The 18,508-nt window shown below is 69.8% G+C and carries 19 protein-coding genes and 2 pseudogenes; 6 read left to right on the forward strand and 15 right to left on the reverse strand.

What is annotated here, in order from left to right; all coding sequences use genetic code 11:
- Positions 1-17 precede the first annotated feature (17 nt).
- A pseudogene (locus tag BLV15_RS22450) lies at positions 18-1,040 on the forward strand (HAMP domain-containing protein); the annotation flags it as partial.
- A gap of 135 nt (positions 1,041-1,175) precedes the next feature.
- Positions 1,176-1,904, forward strand: a complete 729-nt coding sequence (locus BLV15_RS22455) for a methyl-accepting chemotaxis protein (RefSeq protein WP_425438510.1) — start codon at positions 1,176-1,178, stop codon at positions 1,902-1,904.
- A gap of 57 nt (positions 1,905-1,961) precedes the next feature.
- Here the strand turns inward: BLV15_RS22455 and BLV15_RS05415 are convergent, their stop codons facing one another.
- The 8 genes from BLV15_RS05415 to BLV15_RS05450 form a co-directional block, all read right to left on the reverse strand.
- Entirely contained in the window at positions 1,962-2,408 is a 447-nt protein-coding gene (locus BLV15_RS05415) for a DMT family transporter (RefSeq protein WP_090225352.1), read from the reverse strand.
- Positions 2,409-2,482: 74 nt separating this feature from the next.
- Positions 2,483-3,025, reverse strand: a complete 543-nt coding sequence (locus BLV15_RS05420) for a GrpB family protein (protein ID WP_090225354.1) — start codon at positions 3,023-3,025, stop codon at positions 2,483-2,485.
- 57 nt (positions 3,026-3,082) lie between these two features.
- Positions 3,083-3,643 carry a DUF4136 domain-containing protein gene (locus BLV15_RS05425; protein ID WP_090227340.1) on the reverse strand — a complete coding sequence of 187 codons (561 nt, stop codon included), beginning with the start codon at positions 3,641-3,643 and terminating at the stop codon, positions 3,083-3,085.
- 52 nt (positions 3,644-3,695) lie between these two features.
- The gene (locus tag BLV15_RS05430; protein ID WP_090225355.1) at positions 3,696-4,340 is read right to left on the reverse strand and encodes a DUF4136 domain-containing protein; all 645 of its coding nucleotides are present in this window, start codon (positions 4,338-4,340) and stop codon (positions 3,696-3,698) included.
- A 31-nt stretch (positions 4,341-4,371) separates the two neighbouring features.
- Entirely contained in the window at positions 4,372-5,121 is a 750-nt protein-coding gene (locus BLV15_RS05435; RefSeq protein ID WP_090225357.1) for a methyltransferase domain-containing protein, read from the reverse strand.
- A complete protein-coding gene (locus BLV15_RS05440) occupies positions 5,118-5,420 on the reverse strand; it encodes a nucleotide pyrophosphohydrolase (protein WP_090225358.1) in 303 nt (100 codons plus the stop codon). The genes BLV15_RS05435 and BLV15_RS05440 overlap by 4 nt, the downstream gene beginning before the upstream one ends.
- A gap of 73 nt (positions 5,421-5,493) precedes the next feature.
- Positions 5,494-6,348, reverse strand: coding sequence for a MaoC family dehydratase (locus tag BLV15_RS05445; protein WP_090225360.1), 855 nt, complete (start codon positions 6,346-6,348; stop codon positions 5,494-5,496).
- Between the two features lie 9 nt (positions 6,349-6,357).
- Complete coding sequence (locus tag BLV15_RS05450; protein ID WP_090225362.1) at positions 6,358-7,710, reverse strand: 3-oxoacyl-ACP reductase; 1,353 nt, start codon at positions 7,708-7,710, stop codon at positions 6,358-6,360.
- Positions 7,711-7,799: 89 nt separating this feature from the next.
- Here BLV15_RS05450 and BLV15_RS05455 point away from each other — a divergent pair, with 89 nt between their 5' ends.
- Positions 7,800-9,077, forward strand: a complete 1,278-nt coding sequence (locus tag BLV15_RS05455; RefSeq protein WP_090225363.1) for an acetyl-CoA C-acetyltransferase — start codon at positions 7,800-7,802, stop codon at positions 9,075-9,077.
- 362 nt (positions 9,078-9,439) lie between these two features.
- On the opposite strand, the gene BLV15_RS05460 is transcribed toward BLV15_RS05455, so the two are convergent.
- The 3 genes from BLV15_RS05460 to ada form a co-directional block, all read right to left on the reverse strand.
- Positions 9,440-10,147, reverse strand: coding sequence for a haloacid dehalogenase type II (locus tag BLV15_RS05460; RefSeq protein ID WP_090225365.1), 708 nt, complete (start codon positions 10,145-10,147; stop codon positions 9,440-9,442).
- 99 nt (positions 10,148-10,246) lie between these two features.
- A complete protein-coding gene (locus tag BLV15_RS05465) occupies positions 10,247-10,489 on the reverse strand; it encodes a hypothetical protein (RefSeq protein WP_090225366.1) in 243 nt (80 codons plus the stop codon).
- Between the two features lie 45 nt (positions 10,490-10,534).
- The gene (gene ada / locus BLV15_RS05470) at positions 10,535-11,581 is read right to left on the reverse strand and encodes a bifunctional DNA-binding transcriptional regulator/O6-methylguanine-DNA methyltransferase Ada (protein WP_090225368.1); all 1,047 of its coding nucleotides are present in this window, start codon (positions 11,579-11,581) and stop codon (positions 10,535-10,537) included.
- Between the two features lie 319 nt (positions 11,582-11,900).
- On the opposite strand from ada, the gene BLV15_RS05475 reads away from it, so the two are divergent.
- A complete protein-coding gene (locus tag BLV15_RS05475; protein ID WP_090225369.1) occupies positions 11,901-12,788 on the forward strand; it encodes a PA4780 family RIO1-like protein kinase in 888 nt (295 codons plus the stop codon).
- 64 nt (positions 12,789-12,852) lie between these two features.
- On the opposite strand, the gene cueR is transcribed toward BLV15_RS05475, so the two are convergent.
- From cueR to BLV15_RS05495, 4 genes are all read right to left on the reverse strand, one after another.
- Positions 12,853-13,254, reverse strand: coding sequence for a Cu(I)-responsive transcriptional regulator (cueR, locus tag BLV15_RS05480; RefSeq protein ID WP_090225370.1), 402 nt, complete (start codon positions 13,252-13,254; stop codon positions 12,853-12,855).
- A gap of 90 nt (positions 13,255-13,344) precedes the next feature.
- The gene (locus BLV15_RS05485) at positions 13,345-15,735 is read right to left on the reverse strand and encodes a heavy metal translocating P-type ATPase (RefSeq protein ID WP_090225372.1); all 2,391 of its coding nucleotides are present in this window, start codon (positions 15,733-15,735) and stop codon (positions 13,345-13,347) included.
- Positions 15,736-15,811: 76 nt separating this feature from the next.
- Positions 15,812-16,336: a cytochrome b gene (locus BLV15_RS05490; protein WP_245728140.1), complete on the reverse strand. Its 525-nt coding sequence runs from the start codon at positions 16,334-16,336 to the stop codon at positions 15,812-15,814.
- Between the two features lie 104 nt (positions 16,337-16,440).
- Positions 16,441-16,815 (reverse strand): hypothetical protein, encoded by a 375-nt coding sequence (locus BLV15_RS05495; protein WP_090225374.1) that lies wholly within the window; start codon positions 16,813-16,815, stop codon positions 16,441-16,443.
- Positions 16,816-16,905: 90 nt separating this feature from the next.
- Here BLV15_RS05495 and BLV15_RS05500 point away from each other — a divergent pair, with 90 nt between their 5' ends.
- Together BLV15_RS05500 and BLV15_RS05505 are read left to right on the forward strand one after the other, a co-directional pair.
- Positions 16,906-17,103, forward strand: coding sequence for a heavy-metal-associated domain-containing protein (locus BLV15_RS05500; protein ID WP_090225376.1), 198 nt, complete (start codon positions 16,906-16,908; stop codon positions 17,101-17,103).
- A gap of 170 nt (positions 17,104-17,273) precedes the next feature.
- Positions 17,274-18,466: pseudogene (locus BLV15_RS05505) on the forward strand (multidrug effflux MFS transporter).
- The last annotated feature ends 42 nt before the right edge of the window (positions 18,467-18,508 follow it).

Consider the following 18,508-nt stretch of genomic DNA (forward strand, 5'->3'; position numbering starts at 1 on the left):
GGCAGTTGACCCTCAGCATGGGCGCCGCCCTGCTGGTCAGTATTCTCATCGTGATCGCGATCTATTCGCTGGTGGTCGACCGCCTGGCCGAACAGGCGCTGGTCGAGGACGCCCTGCCGGCCAGCGTGGCGGCGGTCGGCAACGACCTCGAACGGCTGCTCGCCGAACCGGTCACCGCGGCGCGCGATATCGCCGGCAATAGCATGGTCCGGGAGTGGCTGGCCGAAGGCGAGGCGGCGGAGCGCCAGGACGCCTTCCTGCGCTACCTCAAGGGCGTGCAGGTGCAGCAGAAGGCGCTGACCACCTTCATCGTCGCCCTCGGCAGCGGCCACTACTTCACCGAGAAGGGCCTGGATCGCACCCTCAGCCGCGGCCCGGCCGAGAACGACTGGTTCTATTCGATGCTCGATTCGGGTGTCGAGCGCACGGTGCAGGTGGACATCGACAAGTCGACCCGTGTGCCGACGCTGTTCATCAACTACCGGGTCAGCCAGAACGGCAAGCCGCTGGGCATCGCCGGGCTGGGCTTCGGCCTGGATGCGATGTCACAGCTGATCAGCGACTTCCACTTCGGCGAGCGCGGCCGCGTGCTGTTGGTCGCCGCCGACGGCCGGGTCAAGGTGCATCCGCAGGCCGAGTTCAACGACACCCGCGAGCTGCGCGATCTGGTTGGCGCCGAGGCCGCGCAGGCGCTGCTCGGCGGCTCGACCAAGGCAGTCCCGTTCAGCCGCGAGGGCGAGGACTACCTAGCCCTAGCGCGGCCGCTGAAGAGCCTCGGCTGGCTGCTGGTCAGCGAAGTGCCGGCGGCGCAGGTGTATGGCGCGGCGCGGCAGGCGCTGCTGCTGACCAGCCTGAGCGGGCTCGGCGTGGCGCTGCTGTCGCTGCTGCTGGTGGTGCTCCTGGCGCGCGGACTGGTGCGGCCGATCCTGCAGGTCACCGCGGCGCTGGTGGAGATCGGTGGCGGCGGGGGCGACCTTACCCGGCGTCTGGACGAGAGCCGCAAGGACGAACTGGGCGATCTGGCGCGCGGCTTCAACCGCTTCATCGGCAGCCAGCGGCAACTGATCGGCGACGTGCTGGCGACCAGCGCGCAACTGCGCGCCGCGGTCGGCCACGTCGCCAAGGTGGTGGACAACACCGCCGGGCGCACCGGCCAGCAACAGCAGATGACCGACATGGTGGCCACGGCGGTGCACGAGATGGGGCTGACCGTGCAGGAGATCGCGCGCAACGCCAGCCAGGCCGCGCAGGCCTCGCGGAGCGCCCATGACGAGGCCGGCCAGGCGCGCACCGTGGTCGGCCAGTCGGTGGCGAACATCGAGAGGATGTCCGCCGAGATCGGTAGCGCCGCCCGCGCCGTGCAGGATCTGGCGGCCCAGATCGGCTCCATCGACCAGGTGCTGGCGGTGATCCGCGGGATTTCCGAGCAGACCAATCTGCTGGCGCTGAACGCGGCGATCGAAGCCGCGCGGGCCGGCGAAATGGGCCGCGGTTTCGCCGTGGTCGCCGACGAGGTGCGCACCCTGGCCAGCCGCACCCAGGCTTCCACCGACGAAATCCAGCAGATGATCGGGCGCCTCAAGCAGGGCGCCGACACCGCGGTCAGCTCGATGCACGCCGGCCAGGCCGCGACCGGCACCGGCGTGGAATCCAGTCAGCGCACCGGTCAATCGCTCAGTGCGATCAGCGACCAGGTCGAACGGATCAGCGACATGAACCATCAGGTGGCCGCGGCGACCGAGGAGCAGTCGTCCGTGACCGAGGAGATCAACCGCAACGTGCAGGGGATCGCCGATCTGGCCCAGGCCACCGCCAGCGAGGTGTCCAGTTGCCGCGACGATTGCCAGGTGCTGCGTGGCCTGGCGGACGACCTGAGCACGCAGGTGGGACGTTTCCGCCTCTGACCGGCCCTTGCGGGTTCACCCAGGAGACCTCCGGCCCGAGGTGCCCGGGCTGGTCGATCAGCCGCGGCGGATCAGCCACACGCCGCCGAGAATCAGCACCAGCCCGGCGATCTTGCCGAGGCTGATCGGCGCTTCGCGGAAGCCGGCCCAGCCGAAATGGTCGAGTACCACCGCCATGCTCAACTGGCCGGCGAGCACCAGCACCATGAACAGCAGCGCGCCGACGCGCGGGCCGGCGAACGCCGCGGTGACGATGAAGAACGCGCCGAGGAAGCCGCCGCACCACTGCCACCAGCTCAGCCCCTTGAGCATGTTCAGACTGGGCAGTTCGCGCTGGGCCAGGGTGATGCAGAACAGCAGCGCGGTGCCGACCGCGAAGGAAATCAAGGCTGCCGCGGCGACGCTGGATACCTGCCTGGCCAGCAGGCCGTTGATGCCGGCTTGCAGGGTCAGGACCGAACCGGCGACGAAGGGCAGGGCGAGCAGCCACCAGGCGAAAGGCATAAGGACTCCGGTCGGGAAAAGGGCCGGGGATTATGCCCCAGCCTTGCGACATCGCGTTCGGATGAAGTGCCCGTTCAGCGCGGCGGATGCGCGGCCGACTCTTCGGCATCGGCGAGGGCGAGGAGGGTGGCGAAGAACGCCTGCTTGCCGCGCTCGTAGGCCTGCGCGTCGGCGACCGGGCTGTCCACCAGCTTGCGTTTCAGCGCGTTGAAGGTCGCCACGTCTTCGGGGTGCTGGCGCAGCCAGTCGCGCACCCGCAGCGCCTGGCGGGCCTGCTGCGGATCGAGAATCCGCAGGCGTTGCCCACGCCTCACCAGCTCGTCGCCCTGCTGGCGGTAGCCCAGCCCGAGCAGCAGCTCGACCAGGTCGGCGCCGTCCAGGGTGTGCGGAGGCACCAGGAGGATGTCGATCGACGGCCGCCCGCCCAGGCCGGGCACCGCGGTGCTGCCGACGTGTTCGAAGCGCACGCCGAGGATGCCCTCGCGTTGCAGCGTGCCGTCGAGCTCCGCCAGCGCTTCGGCATAGCGCTGCGAGCCACCCGCCTGCGCCTCGACGAATTCCACGGCCTCGGCGGGAAGGCGGCCATCGAGCGTGACGGGGCGCGGATTATCGGCCATGGCGTTTCTCCTGTCAGAGCCTGTTCCTGGGTCTCGGGGCGAACGGACCGGGCCGGCTCAGCGCGGTGGATACTGGCTGAGCACCTTGGCCACGGTGTCGTTGATCGCCTGGGCGCGTTCGTTCGGGCCGGGCGGGTTCTGCCGCATGATCTGCTCGGCGCTGCCGCGCCAGACCAGCTTGCCGTCCTTGCCGTCCAGCAGGTCGATCTGGATGGTGCCGACCTTGTAGTCGATGGTGCGCGTCTGGTTGATCGCCGGGCCGCCCCAGTAGTTGCCCCAGTAACCGCCCCAATAGCCACCATAGTTGGTGCTGACCTCCTCCCGGCGCTCGTCGACGATCAGCCAGGCCTGCACCTTGAGGTCCGCCGCAGAGCCAGCCGCCGCCGGACGCAGGCCGCGCTGGTCGAGCTGCGTGCCGATCGCTTCGCGGATGCGCTGTTCGGTGAGGTCGCTCTTGATCCGCGGATCGTCGGGGCGGTACTGCACCACCGGTGCCTGCCAGGCCCAGCTGTGGTAGGCGGCGAAATCGCGGCTGGCGTCGTAGTCGCGGTCGATCTGGACCGACTGGCAGGCGCCGAGCAGGAGCAGGGCGGGTATCCACAGCAGTGCTTTGAACATCATCGATTCTCCGAAAAAACCTGATCGTTCGAGGATACGCCCGCGCACGGGGTCAGGACGGCGGGTATTTTTCCAGCGCGCGGTTGACCGCATCGCGCAGCGCCTCGCGGTTCGCCGACGGGCTGTCGCCACCGGCGCGCGTCTCGGCGCTGCCGCTCCACACCGGCTGGCGGCTGGCGCCGTCGAGCAGCTCGATGCGCACCACCAGTACCTGTTCCTCGTAGGTGCGCACGACCGGCACGCTGGCATAGCCGCCATAGTAGTCGCGCCCGTAGGGACCGCGCCCGTAGGCGCCGCCGTAGTTGCCGCCATAGCCGTAGTCGTCGTAGACCTGGCGCACGCGGCGCTCCACGCGCAGTTCGGCGCTGACCTGCAGGTCGGCCGGGTTGCCGGCCTGGGCCGGGCGCAGGCCGCGGCGGTCGAGGCCGGCGGCCACGGCTTCGGCCGTCTGCTCGGGCGTTGCCCAACTGCTGCCCGCCGGCAGCCGGCCCTGCGCCCAGCTCCAGTTGCGGTAGCGGCCGTAATCGCGCGGCGCGGCCGGATAGGCGCTGGCATCGTAGGCATTTGCCGTGGCCTGCGGCGGGGCCGGCGGCAGCGGGTTGGAACTGGCCGTGTAGGGGTTGTCCTTCGCGCAGCCGGCGAGCAGCAGCGCCAGGGGCAGGGCGAGGGTGGCGGAAAACGCGAAGCGACGCTTCATGGTCAATCTCCTGCGGCGTACGAACGCCCTCTCAGCGTGGCTGGCAGAGCCAGTGCAGATAACGGCCCAGCCCGGCGAACGCCGGATGCCGGCGGTGCGCCAGCTCCATCTCGATCAGGTCGGCGGGGTCGGCCTTGGCCTGGAATTCCGCCGGCATGTAGTCGTGGAACACGCGCACGCCACTGGTGCTTTCGACCCGCCAATCGGCGTGCAGTTGCGCCGCCAGCTCGCGTGGGTCGAGCGGCCGCTGCGGGGTCAGGCTCTGGCCCTCGCCGGCGAAGCTGGCCTTGCGCAGCTTGCGGAAATGCCCCTTGAGCAGGTTGCGGTAGACCAGCGCGTCCTTGTTGTAGAACGCCAGCGACAGCCAGCCATCGTCGGCGGTGAGCCGGCGCAGGGCCGGCAGGATCGCCGCCGGTTCGGCCAGCCATTCGAGCACTGCGTGGCAGACCACCAGATCGTAGGGCGCCTCCAGCCGTTCGGTCAGATCCTGCCAGGGCGCCTGGATGAAGGTGGCGGCGAGACCGGCCTCGGCGAAGCGCTGGCGGGCGCCGTCGAGCATCGGCTGGGCCGGCTCGGCGAGGGTCACCTGATGGCCGCGTTCGGCCAGCCAGAGCGCCATGTGGCCGAGCCCGGCGCCGATGTCGAGCACGCGCAGCGGGCGTTGCGGCAAGGTTTCGGCGAGGTCCGCCTGCAGCACGGCGAGGCGGATCGCACCCTTGGCACCACCGTAGATCTTCTCGGCGAAGCGCGTCGCCAGGGCGTCGAAGTGGCGGTCGCTCATGTGAAGCGCCGCTCGTTGTCGGCGAGTTTGGCGCGCACCGCCTGGTCCATGTCGATGCCCAGTTCGGTGCACATCAGCAGCAGGTAGAGAACCACGTCGGCGACTTCCTGGCCGGCATGTTCGAGCTGGTCGGGCGGGAGCTGTCGCGACTGGTCTTCGTCGAGCCACTGGAAGATTTCCACCAGCTCGGCCATTTCCACGCTGGCGGCCATGGCGAGGTTCTTCGGGCTGTGGAATTTCCGCCAGTCGTTGGCATCGCGGATCGCGTGCATACGGGCGGTGAGCTGTTCGAGGTTCATGCGGGGCTCCTTGGAGCCGCATAGCTTCGAGGGTTGCGCCCGCCCGCGCAAGGTTCGGCGTGTGGCCCGGCGGCTAGGGCAGCGTCGACCACTCGCCGTCCATGTGCGGCAGGTCGTCCGCGCCGCGCAGCGCCAGTTGGCCGCTGGCCCCCGGCGCGCTGGCCAGCAGGGTCAGCTCGCCGGGCAGCAGCAGCGGTTTCTTGAAGCGCACCTGCACCTCGTAGCCGGCGTCTGGCAGGCGATCGCCGAGCGCCGCCAGGCTGCGTGCCTCGAGCCACAGGCCGTGGGCGATGGCGCGGGGGAAGCCGAACAGGCGCGCGCTGAGGGCGCTGAGGTGGATCGGGTTGTAGTCGCCGGCGACCCGCGCATAGGCGCGGCCGATATCCGCCGGCGCCCTCCAGCGGTCGACTTCGGCGAGCGCCAGCGCGGCGCGGGGCTCGGCCTCACACGGTTCGCCAGGGAGCTTCGCGGCGCGGCTGAGGAAACGGCTTTCGCCTTCCCAGAGCGGCCCGAGCTGGTCGTCGAGGCTGATCAGCAGGCTGAACAGCGCGCCTTTCGCGTGCGGCTGCAGATCGGCCACGCGCACGCCGACGCGGAACGGGCCCAGCCCGCCGAGCGGACGCAACACGCGGATACGGTTTTCCAGGTGCACCAGGCCAAGTAGCGGGAAGGGGAAGTCGTCCGCCGTCAGCAGGCGCATCTGCAGGGCGAATGCCATCACGTGCGGGTAGGTCGGCGGCAGCCGGCCGTCGTCGGCGAACGCGCAGACGCGCCGGTAGGCAGCGAGGTGGCGCGCTTCCACGCTGACCGGGCAGCGCAGGCCGCCTTCGGGCAGCGTGCGGCCGCTGACCTTGCGCTTCAAGGCGGCGCGCAGGAACAGCTCGGGCAGCGCGGGTGGGGCGTGCAACTCGGTCCAGGGTTGGTTCATGTCGACCCCTCAGGCGCCCAGCAGGCTTTGTCCGCAGACGCGCAGCACCTGGCCGGTGACGCCACCGGAAGCGGGCTGGGCGAACCAGGCGACGGTTTCGGCGACGTCCTGCGGCTGGCCGCCCTGGCCGAGGGAATTCATCCGCCGCCCGGCCTCGCGGATGGTCAGCGGCATGGCCGCGGTCATCTGTGTCTCGATGAACCCCGGCGCCACCGCGTTGATGGTGATGCCGCGCTTGGCCAGCTCCAGCTCCCAGGCCTGCAGCAGGCCGATCAGCCCGGCCTTGCTGGTGGCGTAGTTGGTCTGGCCGAAATTCCCGGCGATACCACTGGTGGACGACACCAGCAGCACGCGGCCTTCGTCGCGCAGCGTGCCGCTTTCCAGCAGCGCCTGGGTCAGCCGCTGCGGCGCCTTGAGGTTGACCGCGATGACCGAGTTCCACAGCTCGTCGGTCATCTTCGCCAGGGTCTTGTCGCGGGTGATGCCGGCGTTGTGCACGACGATGTCGACGCCGTCCGGCAGCGCCTCGACCAGCCGCTGCGGCGCCTCCTCGCCGCCGATGTCCAGGCCCAGCGCCTTGCCGCCCAGGCGCGCGGCCAGGGCGTCGAGCTCCTTCTGCGCTTTGGGCACATCCAGCAGCACCACTTCCGCGCCGTCGCGGGCGAGGGTTTCGGCGATGGCCGCGCCGATGCCGCGGGAGGCGCCGGTGACCAGCGCGCGCTTGCCGGCCAGTGGCCGCGTCCAGTCCTGCACCTTCTGCTCGCTGGCTGCGAGGCGGATCACCTGGCCGGAGACGTAGGCGCTCTTCGGCGAGAGGAAGAAGCGCAGCGCGCCCTCCAGCTGGTCTTCGGCGCCTTCGCCGACGTACAGCAACTGCACCGTGCCGCCGTGGCGGATTTCCTTGCCCAGCGAGCGGGTGAAGCCTTCAAGGGCGCGCTGCGCGCTGGCGGCGAAGGGATCGATGAGGGTTTCCGGCGGCCGTCCGAGGACCACCACGTGGGGGTTGCCGGCGAGGCTCTTCATCGCGGGCTGGAAGAAGTCGCGCAGGGCTACGAGTTGGTCGCAGTCGACGATCGCGCTGGCATCGAACACCAGCGCCTTGAGCCGTGGGCCGTGCTCGGCGGTCCAGCTCGGCAGGCCGGCGACCGCGTTCGGCGTGTACACCGCGTCGGTCAGCCTCGCCAGGATTGGCAGCAGGCCGGCGGCCAGTGTGCCATCGCCGCCGAGCAGCAGCGCGCCGTCCACCGGGCGCCCGCGCCCGGAACTCCAGCGTTCCAGCGGCACCGGCGAGGGCAGGCCGAGGGAGGCCACCAGCTTCTGCCCGAGAGCGGAATTGGCGAAGGTGAAATAACGGTCGCTCATGGAACGGACTCCTGCATTGAATCTCCAAAGTGGACCACGTCGCGCCGCCACTCGTTCGCGGCGGCGCGGCCTCAACCAGGAGCCTCGCCATGACTTCGTTGCGCCGGGTCGCCATCGTCGGCGGCAACCGCATTCCCTTCGCCCGATCCAACACCGCCTACGCCACCGCGAGCAATCAGGACATGCTGACCGCCGCGCTGGAGGGCCTGATCGAGCGCTACAACCTGCACGGCCTGCGCCTCGGCGAAGTCGCAGCCGGCGCGGTGCTCAAGCATTCGCGCGACTTCAACCTGACCCGCGAATGCGTGCTCGGCTCGCGCCTGGCGCCGGAAACGCCGGCCTACGACGTCCAGCAAGCCTGTGGCACCGGGTTGGAAGCGGTGATCCTGGTGGCCAACAAGATCGCCCTCGGGCAGATCGACAGCGGCATCGCCGGCGGCGTCGACACCACCTCGGACGCGCCCATCGGGGTCAACGAAGGGCTGCGCAAGATCCTCCTGCAGGCCAACCGCGGCAAATCCACAGCCGACAAGCTCATGCCGTTCATGCAGCTGCGCCCCGGTCATCTCAAGCCGGCGCTGCCGCGCAACGGCGAGCCGCGCACCGGGTTGTCGATGGGCGAGCACTGCGAGCTGATGGCGCAGGAGTGGGCGATCCCCCGCGCCGAGCAGGACCAACTGGCCTACGACAGCCATCACAAGCTTGCCGCCGCCTATGCCGAGGGCTGGCAGGACGACCTGCTGACGCCCTACCTGGGCCTGAACCGTGACCAGAACCTGCGCGCCGACATCAGCCTGGAGAAGATGGCGACGCTGAAACCGGTGTTCGAGAAGGGCCCGCGCGGCACCCTCACGGCGGCCAATTCGACGCCGCTCACCGATGGCGCCTCGCTGGTGCTGCTGGCCAGCGAGGACTGGGCCAGGGCGCGCGGCCTGCCGATCCTCGCCTATTTCAGGGACGGCGAGGCGGCGGCGGTGGATTTCGTCAAGGCGAAGGAAGGGCTGCTGATGGCGCCGGTCTACGCGGTACCGCGGCTGCTGGCGCGCAACGGGCTGACGCTGCAGGACTTCGACTACTACGAGATTCACGAAGCCTTCGCCGCCCAGGTGCTCTGCACGCTGAAGGCCTGGGAAGACGCCGGCTACTGCCGCGAACGGCTCGGCCTGGAGGCGCCGCTGGGCGCCATCGACCGCACGCGGCTGAACGTCAAGGGTAGCTCGCTGGCCGCCGGACACCCGTTCGCCGCCACCGGCGGGCGCATCGTCGCCAACCTGGCCAAGCTGCTCGCCGCCGCCGAGAGCGGCCGCGGGCTGATCTCCATCTGCGCCGCCGGCGGGCAAGGCGTGACGGCGATTCTGGAGCGTTGAAGCGGACGGCGCTCGGCGAGAGCTCGCCTGGTGGGTTACGGCGCCCGTGGCGATGTCGCGCGACCGATGGTGAGGCGCCTAACCCACCCTACGGGCCGGAGCGACTTTCGTAGGGTGGGTTAGCGGCGAGCACGCGGTCGACAGATACGCCGCCAAACGCTCGCGCCGCGCAACCCACCGGGCGAAGCTCGTCGAGACCACGCTTGGTGGGTTACGGCGCGCGTGACGATATTGTGCGGCCGATGCATCGGGTGGGGCGCCTAACCCACCCTACGGGCCGGTGCGATTTTTCGTAGGCTGGGCTTCAGCCCACGTTCGTCCACCGAAGCGCCGCATAACCACGGGGCGGCGCCCGGCGTTTCCTAAGCGGAATCGCCGCTGCGCAGGCGGATCGCCAGGTCGAGGATGTCCTTGGCGACGTAGTCCCAGTCGCCTTCGGCCTGCAGGTCGCGGGTCTGCCGTGGGCCGTACTCGTGGGGGCGTGGGATGAAGACGGTCTTCAAGCCCAGCGCCTGGGCCGCGCTCAGGTCCGAGTTGTGCGCGGCGCAGAGCATGACGTCTTCGGGCGGCAGGCCCAGCAGGTCGCAGGCGCCGAGGTAGACCTCGCGGTCGGGTTTGTAGTGGCGAAACAGGTCGGCGCAGAACAGCACGTTCCACGGCAGCCCGGCATGCCGGGCGACGTCCAGCATCAGGCTGAGGTTGCCGTTGGTGAGGCTGCCGACGGTGTAGTGCCGGCGCAGCGCCGTGAGCCCGGCGACGCTGTCGGGCCAGGGCTCCAGCCGGTGCCAGAAGCGGTTGATGCGCTGCCGCTGCGCCTCGTCGAAGTCCAGCCCGTGCTCTTCCAGCAGTCGATCCAGGCTCTGCCGGTGCAGGTCGTCCAGCACCGTCCAGGGTTGCTCGCCGCGGCGCACGCGGTCCATCGACGGCGCGTAGTGCCCGCGCCACTCATCGGCGAGGGTCTCGCCGGGAATCGCCTGGCCGGTTTCCCGTGCCAGCTCGGCGAACTGCGCGATCAGGCTGGAGCGCCAATCCACCACGGTGCCGAACACGTCGAATACGATGGCTTTCATCGGGAGCCTCCTGAATTACCTGGCGTGCGTCGTGCGCACCTTGGTCCGTTGCGCCGTTGACCGTAGGGTGCGCCATGCGCACCGGGCGGCGTAGCGGATTTATGCCTGTTTCGGCGTGACCCGGATGTCGCTGATGCCCAGCTCGGCGATGCGGCTGTACTCGCTGTCGCAGACCGGGTCTTCCCAGGGTGCATCGGTGGTCACCTGGGGTTCGGCCTGGTGTTCCTGCATCAGCCGCAGGCGTACCTGGTCCAGGCTCGGCTCCTCGAATTCCTGCATGTCCAGGGACGCGTCCTGGCCGTTGATGCGGTAGCTGACGTGGTACTGCTTGAGTGCGTGCATGGCGAGAATCCTGGGCGGGTTTGTCTTCCGACCACGCCGGCGCGCTCAGTTTCCCTCGCGTTCGCCGGCATCGGCTTCGGCGGCGAGCAGCAGCGCCTTGCGCGGCACGCCCCAACGGTAGCCGCTGAGCGCGCCGCTGGCGCCGACTACGCGGTGGCAGGGCACCAGCAAACCGAGCGGATTGCTGGCGCAGGCGCGGGCGATGGCACGCGGGTGGCTGCCGAGCTGTTCGGCGAGTTCGCCGTAACGGCGCGTCTGCCCCGAGGGAATCGCCTGCAGGGCCTGCCAGACGCGCTGCTGGAAGGCGCTACCGCGCAGGTCCAGCGGCAGATGCACGGCGCGTGCCGGCTCGTCCAGCTGGCGCAGCGTTGCCGCCAGCCAGTCGCCGAGGCCCTGCGGGTCTTCTTCCAGTTCGGCGGCGGCGAAGCGCTGGCGCAGGTCGGCGAGCAGCGTTTCGCGGTCGTCGCCGAACAGCAGCGCGCAAACGCCCCGTGCGCTGGCGGCGAGTAACAGCAGGCCCAGCGGGCAGGCGGCGAAGGCATAGCGCAGGCGTTCGCCGGCGGCGCGCTGGCGGCGTTGCGCCGGGCTCAGCGCGGCGGGCGTTTCGTACAGCGCGCGGGTGCCCGAGTAGCCGGCCTGCAGCGCCGCCTCGAGCACCGAGTCTGCCTCCGGCAGGGCGGCTTCCAGGCGCTGCCGGCGCTGCGCGGCGGCCCAGGCGCGCGGCGTCAGCCCGGTGCGCGCCTTGAATGCCCGTGCCAGGTGCGAGGGCGACAGGCCGATGCGCACGGCCAGTTGCTCCAGCGTCGGCGTGGCTTCGCTGCTTTCCAGCAGGCGGCAGGCGGCGGCCACCAGGGCGTCCAGCTGCTGTGCCGGGCTCTGGCCGTTGGGCACGCAGCGCTGGCAGGCGCGAAAGCCGGCGGCTTCGGCGGCGGCCGCATCGGCGTGGAAGCTGACGTTGGTGCGCAGCGGCCGGCGCGCCGGGCAGCTCGGCCGGCAGTAGATGCCGGTGGAGCGCACGGCGAAGACGAAGCGCCCATCGAAGGCGGCATCGCGTTCGCAGACGGCTTGCCAGTAGCGCGCGGAGTCGGGCATGGACGGATCGCTCGGTTGAAGTCGTGCGATTGTCGCCGCCCGCGCCGGTGCCGCCAATCCGCAACGCGCTTTCAAACGGTGCCGTGGGAGCGCAGGGCGATGAGGGTGGTCGAAGGCTGACGAAAGGGCTGACGCGGACCTCGCAGGCTTCCTCCGCCAATTCCCCGAGGGCCTTGCCAATGCACGCCGGAAGGTCGCATGCCAGGCGGGCTTCTGTGACAATCGGTCCTCAGGGTAGGCGAAATGCCGTCGCGCCGATGCTAGGCTGCGGGAAATTTTACAGAGTCCTCGCTGACCCTTACGAGTCCCAAGGAGACCGATGAAAACGCCCAAACGACTGGAATCGTTGCTAGAGGACGGCCTCATCGACGAAGTGCTGCGACCCTTGCTCAGCGGCAAGGAAGCAGCGGTTTACGTGGTGCGCTGCGGCACCGAACTGCGTTGCGCGAAGGTCTACAAGGAGGCCAACAAGCGCAGCTTCCGCCAGGCCTCCGAGTATCAGGAAGGGCGCAAGGTCCGTAACAGCCGCGATGCCCGCGCCATGGCCAAGAGCACCAAGCACGGCCGCAAGGAGGCCGAGGAGGCCTGGCAGAACGCCGAGGTCAGCGCGCTGTTCCGCCTCGCCGCGGCGGGCGTGCGGGTGCCCAAGCCTTACGATTTCCTCGACGGCGTGCTGCTGATGGAGATGATCGACGACGGTTACGGCGATGCCGCGCCGCGTCTCAACGACGTCGACCTGGAGCCGGAAGACGCCCGCGAATTCCACGCCTTCATGATCGGCGAAATCGTCAAGATGCTCTGTGCCGGGCTGGTCCACGGCGACCTCTCGGAATTCAACGTGCTGCTCGACGCCCACGGCCCGGTGATCATCGACCTGCCGCAGGCGGTGGACGCCGCCGGCAACAACCACGCCTTCAGCATGCTCGAGCGCGACGTCGGCAACATGGCCGCCTATTTCGGCCGCTTCGCCCCGGAGCTCAAGTACACCAAGTACGCCAAGGAGATGTGGGCGCTGTTCGAGGAGGGCAAGCTGACGCCGGAGACCCGGTTGACCGGCCAGTTCGTCGAAGCCGAGGACGAAGCCGACGTCGACGCGGTGATGCGCGAGATCAAGGCCGCGCTGGCCGACGAGGCGCGCCGCCAGGCTGCGCTGAAGGATGACGACGACAAGGAGCAGGAACCGCCGCCACCGCCGTGGATGAGCTGAGCGGCGGCGCTTCGGCGCCGGAATCAAAAAGGCGAAGCCTCGGCTTCGCTTTTGTGCGCGGTGTTCAGGCGCAACAGCCGCCGGATTCAAGGTCCCTGAGGATCGGGCAGTCCGGGCGATGGTCGCCCTGGCAGTGGTCGACCAGCTCCTGCAGCGTGTCGCGCAGGCCGGCGAGTTCGGCGATCTTGCGGTTGAGTTCGTCGATGTGGCCGCAGGCGAGCGCCTTGACGTCGCTGCTGGCGCGCTGGCGGTCCTGCCAGAGGGTCAGCAGTTTGCCGACTTCCGCCAGGGAAAAGCCCAGGTCGCGCGAGCGCTTGATGAACGCCAGGCGGTGCAGGTCCTCGGTCGAATAGTGCCGGTAACCGCTGTCGCTGCGCGCGGCGGCGGGCAGCAGGCCGATGCTTTCGTAATAGCGCAGCATCTTCGCCGAGAGCCCGCTGTGGCGGGCGGCCTGGCCGATGTTCATGGGCTTCTCCTGTTCTGCGGGAGGTTCGTTGTCGTTGCCTGGGGTGCGCCATGCGCACCGCCTGGGTTGTCCCGGTGCGCAAGGCGCACCCTAGGACGCATCGGGTTTCCAGTAGCGCAGCAGCAGCGCGTTGCTCACCACGCTGACGCTGGACAGCGCCATCGCGGCGCCGGCGACCACCGGGTTGAGCAGGCCGAAGGCCGCCAGCGGGATGCCGATCAGGTTGTAGACGAAGGCCCAGAACAGGTTCTGGCGGATCTTCGCGTAGGTGCGCCGGCTGATGTCCAGCGCCGCCGGGACCAGGCGCGGGTCGCCGCGCATCAGGGTGATGCCGGCCGCGTGCATGGCCACGTCGGTGCCGCCGCCCATCGCGATGCCGACATCCGCGGCGGCCAGGGCCGGGGCGTCGTTGATGCCGTCGCCGACCATCGCCACGCGCGCGCCGCCCTGGCGCAGCGCGGCGACCACCGCGGACTTGTCCGCCGGCAGTACTTCGGCGTGCACGTCGGCGATCTGCAGCGCCTCGGCGACCACCCGCGCGCTGCCCCGGTTGTCGCCGGTGATCAGGTGGCTGCGGATGCCGCGCGCGTTCAGCGCGGCGATGGCCTGCGCGGCGCCGTCCTTGAGGCTGTCGCCGAAGGCGAACAGGCCGAGCACGCGCGGCTGCGGCGCGCGTTCGATCAGCCAGGACAACGTGCGGCCCTCGGCCTCCCAGGCCTGCGCACGTTCGGCCAGCGCCCCGGGTTGCAGGCCGCTTTCGTCCAGCAGCCGGCGATTGCCAAGGGCCAGCTCGCGGCCGTCGAGGCGTCCGGCGATGCCGCGGCCGGCGAGGGTCTGACTGGCCTGCACGTCCGCCAGCACCAGGCCACGCTCGTCGGCGAGGGCGAGCATGGCCCTGGCCAGCGGGTGTTCGCTGCCACGCTGCAGGGCGCCGGCCTGCAACAGCAGGGCCGCCTCGTCGCCGTCGCAGGCGTGCAGGTGGACGATGCGCGGCGCGCCGGAGGTCAGCGTGCCGGTCTTGTCGAAGGCCACGTCGCTGATCGCGTGGGCCAGCTCCAGCGCTTCGGCGTCCTTGATCAGGATGCCGTGGCGCGCGGCGACGCCGGTGCCGGCCATGATCGCGGTCGGCGTGGCCAGGCCGAGGGCGCAGGGGCAGGCGATGACCAGCACGGCGACGGCGTTGATCAGCGCGGTTTCGATGCCGGCTCCGGCGAGCAGCCAGCCGGCCAGGGTCGCCACGGCGATCACCAGCACCGCCGGGACGAACACCTGGCTGACCCTGTCCACCAGCTTCTGGATCGGCGCCTTGGCCGCCTGGGCGTCCTCCACCAGGCGGATGATCCGCGCCAGCACGCTTTCCCCGCCCAGCGCGGTGGTGCGTATCAGCAGGCGGCCCTCGCCGTTGATCGCGCCGCCGGTGACCCGGTCGCCCGGGCGTTTCGGCACCGGCAGGCTCTCGCCGCTGATCAGCGCCTCGTCGGCGTGGCTTTCGCCTTCCAGCACCTCGCCATCCACCGGGAAGCGTTCGCCGGGCAGCACGCGCAGGACATCGTCCAGGCGCAGTTCGGCGATGCCCACGTCTTCTTCACGACCCTCCACCAGGCGCACCGCCCGTTCAGGGCGCAGCGCTTCGAGGGCGCGGATCGCCGCGCTGGTCTGGCGTTTGGCGCGGCTTTCCAGGTACTTGCCGAGCAGTACCAGGGCGATGACCACCGCCGAAGCCTCGAAATACAGGTGCGGCGTGTGGCCGGGATGCGCCGTCCACCATTGGTAGAGGCTCAGCCCGTAGCCGGCGCTGGTGCCGAGGGCGACCAGCAGGTCCATGTTGCCGGCGCCGGCGCGCACCGCCTTGAAGGCGGCGACGTAGAAACGCGCGCCGAGAATGAATTGCACCGGCGTGGCGAGGAGGAACTGCAGCCAGGCCGGCAGCATCAGGTGCAGGCCGAACGGCTGGGCGAGCATCGGCAGCACCAGGGGCGCGGCAAGCGCCAGGGCGAGGATCAGCGCCCAGCGCTCGCGGCGCAGTTGGCGCGCGGCGGCATCCACGCTCGGCGCGCCTTCCTCGATGGGCCGAGCGTGGTAGCCGGCGGCTTCGACGGCCTTGATCAGCGCGGCCGGCTCGACACTGCCGAGCAATTCGAGATGCGCGCGTTCGGTGGCCAGGTTGACGCTGGCGCTGCGCACGCCGGGCTGCTTGAGCAGCGCGCGCTCGACGCGGCCGACGCAGGAGGCGCAGGTCATGCCATCGATGGCCAGTTCCAGGCGCTGGCTCGGGACCTCATAGCCGGCTTTTTGCACCGCACCGATCAGGTCGTCGAGGGCGACGCCGTCGGCTTCGACATGCGCGCGCTCCAGCGCCAGATTGACGCTGGCCACGCTGACGCCGGGCACCTTGCCCAGCGCGCGTTCGACGCGACCGGCGCAGGACGCGCAGGTCATGCCGGCGATGGGCAGGTCGTAGCGAAGGGTCGGACTGGGCATGGGAGTACTCCTTGATGGCCGATGGACCCATGCTCAACCTTGACCCCTAGGCAAGGTCAAGCGGAAGCGCGAAGACTCAGCCGCGCGCCGCCGGCAGCATCGCCGCGAGCACGCCGTCGCGTTTGCCGTAGTGGTGCACCAGCGCCATCAGTGCGTGGCCGAGGATCATCGCGAAGAGCAGCCACTGCGCGGTGACGTGGAACCACTTGGCCGCCGCGCGGGTGGTGTCGGACAGCGGCAGCGGCTCGAGGGGGATCAGCCAGAACAGCTCCAGCGGGCGTTTGCCGAACAGCAGGCCGGAGAGCGGCATCAGCACCAGCAGCAGGTACAGCAGCGCGTGTCCGGCCTTGGCCGCTCGCTGTTGCCACACGGCATCGGGCGGGAGTATCTGCGGCGCGCCGTGGCGTGCGCGAACCAGCAGGCGCAGCACGGTCAGCGCCAGCACGGCGAGACCGAGGGATTTGTGCAAAACGAATACGCCACCGGTGCCGCCGAGGAAGTCGCCGAAAAAATCGCGACCGTAGGGCAGGGCGATGATCAGCCCGATCAACACGGCGGTGAGCCAGTGCAGGGCGATCTGGGAGTTCGAGTAACGGGCCATTCTGTGTTCCCTCATCATTAGCAGGCTAAATATACCCTGCTGTTTTGAAGGGGGATACGCAAACGCCCGTCACGAGGCTTTTTGTACCGAATGTTGCCGCGCAGTCAGCGGTTGCCGGCCTGCAGATAGTAACCGCCAACGCCCAGCGCGAGGTCGTAGTGGCGAATCTCGCCGGCCCGCAGGTCGATGCGCTGGGGACTCGGACGAAGCATGCCCGGTTTGCACGGGCCCGGCCCGCTGATCGAGTCGACGCGAATCGATAGCGCGCCCGGCGGCAGGTTGAACGCCGCCTCCTGGCCCGGCATCAGCCGCGCCGCCAGTTCGTCCTGCAGGTAGACGCCGACGTCGCACAGGCTGGCGAGTTCGAGGCGGTCGCGCGAGACGATCAGCACCGCGTAGCCATCGGGTTGCTGGGCGCTGGCGGCCGGCGGCAACGCGGCCAGGCAGGCGAGCATGAGAGCGATCAATGAACGGCGCATCGGCGTTACTCCTGAGATGAGGCACAGTCTTGACCTTGCCATGAGGTGAGGGTCCAGACTGCAATCACTTTCCATAGAGGAGTTGATTCCATGCAGATATTCAAGGTTCAAGGCATGACCTGCGGCCATTGCGTGCGGGCGGTGACCGCAGCGTTGCAGGGCGTCGATCCGCAGGCGCGGGTCGAGGTCGATCTGGCGGCCAAGGAAGTCCGGGTGGAAAGCGAGGCCGAGGCGCGGGCGCTGATCGAGGCGATCCGCGAGGAGGGCTATCAGGTCGACGCGGCCTGAACAGGGCGGCGTGACAGCGACGGCAGCCCCGGACCGGGAGTCGCCGCGCCTGCGCAACGAGGTGTAATTCGCCGGCGGTCTGGTTACCCTTGTCGGTCAGGGCGCGTCAGACGCCGGCCTGCCGCGTCCGCGCGCGGCGGGCATCCCGTATCCCCTGGAGATGCCTACGCATGCCGTTACGCCTGCTGTTGATTCTCGGCTCCCTGAGTGCCTTCGGCCGATGGCCATCGATTTCTACCTGCCCAGTTTCCCCGCCATGGCGGTCGCCTTCGGCACCGACGTGGAGCATGTGCAACTGTCCCTGGCGGCCTATTTCGCCGGTTTGGCCATCGGCCAGCTGGCCTACGGGCCGATGGCCGACCGCTTCGGCCGGCGTGGTCCGCTGCTGTTCGGCGTCGGCCTGTTCACCCTCGCGTCCATCGCCTGCGCCCTGGCGCCGAGCCTGGAGTGGCTGATCGCCGCGCGATTCGTCCAGGCGCTCGGTGGCTGCGCCGGGATGGTGATTTCCCGCGCCGTGGTGCGCGACATGTGCGACCCGGTGAACGGCGCCAAGGTGTTCTCGCAACTGATGCTGGTGATGGGCCTGGCGCCGATCCTCGCGCCCTTCGCGGGCGGTTTCCTGCTGAACAGCTTCGGCTGGGCCTCGATCTTCGTCTGCCTGACTCTGTTCGGCGCCCTGGCCGGGGCCGGTGTGGCGCTGTGGCTGCCGGAAACCCTCTCCGCGGATCATCCCCGTCCGCCCCTGAGCGGCACCCTGCGGCGCTACCTCGGTCTGCTGCGCGACCCCGAGTTTCTCGCCTTCGGCCTCTCGGGCGGCGTGGCGATGGCCGGGATGTTCGCCTACATCGCCGGCTCGCCGTTCGTCTTCATCGAGCTTTACGACGTGCCGGCCGAGCATTACGGCTGGTTGTTCGGCAGCAATGCGGCGGGCTTCATCCTCGCCGCGCAGATCAACGCGCGGCTGCTGCGCCTGCGGGGGCCGAGTTTCTGGCTGCGCCGGCTGGTGTGGCTGTACTTCTTCGCCGGCGCGGCGCTGTTGCTGCTGGCGCTGTTCCGCCCGGCCCAGTTGTGGGTGCTGATGGTGCCGCTGTTCATCGGCATGGCCAGCCTCGGCTGCATCATTCCTAACGCGTCCGCTTGCGCCATGGCCAAGCAGGGCCAGCACGCCGGCAGCGCCTCGGCGCTGATGGGCAGCCTGCAGTTCGCCGTGGCCGCCGGCGCCTCGTGGCTGGTCGGCGCGCTGCACGATGGCAGCGCGGTTCCGATGGCGTCGGTCATCGCGCTCTGCGGGCTGATCGCGGCGGTGCTGGCCTGGTTCAGCGGGCAGTTGGAGACCACCCTCGCGCACCCGTCGAACGAATAGGCCGGACACGAAAACGCCGCAGCCGTCCGGAGGGCGACTGCG

It is taken from the genome of Pseudomonas kuykendallii, from assembly GCF_900106975.1.
Lineage (GTDB): Bacteria > Pseudomonadota > Gammaproteobacteria > Pseudomonadales > Pseudomonadaceae > Pseudomonas_O > Pseudomonas_O kuykendallii.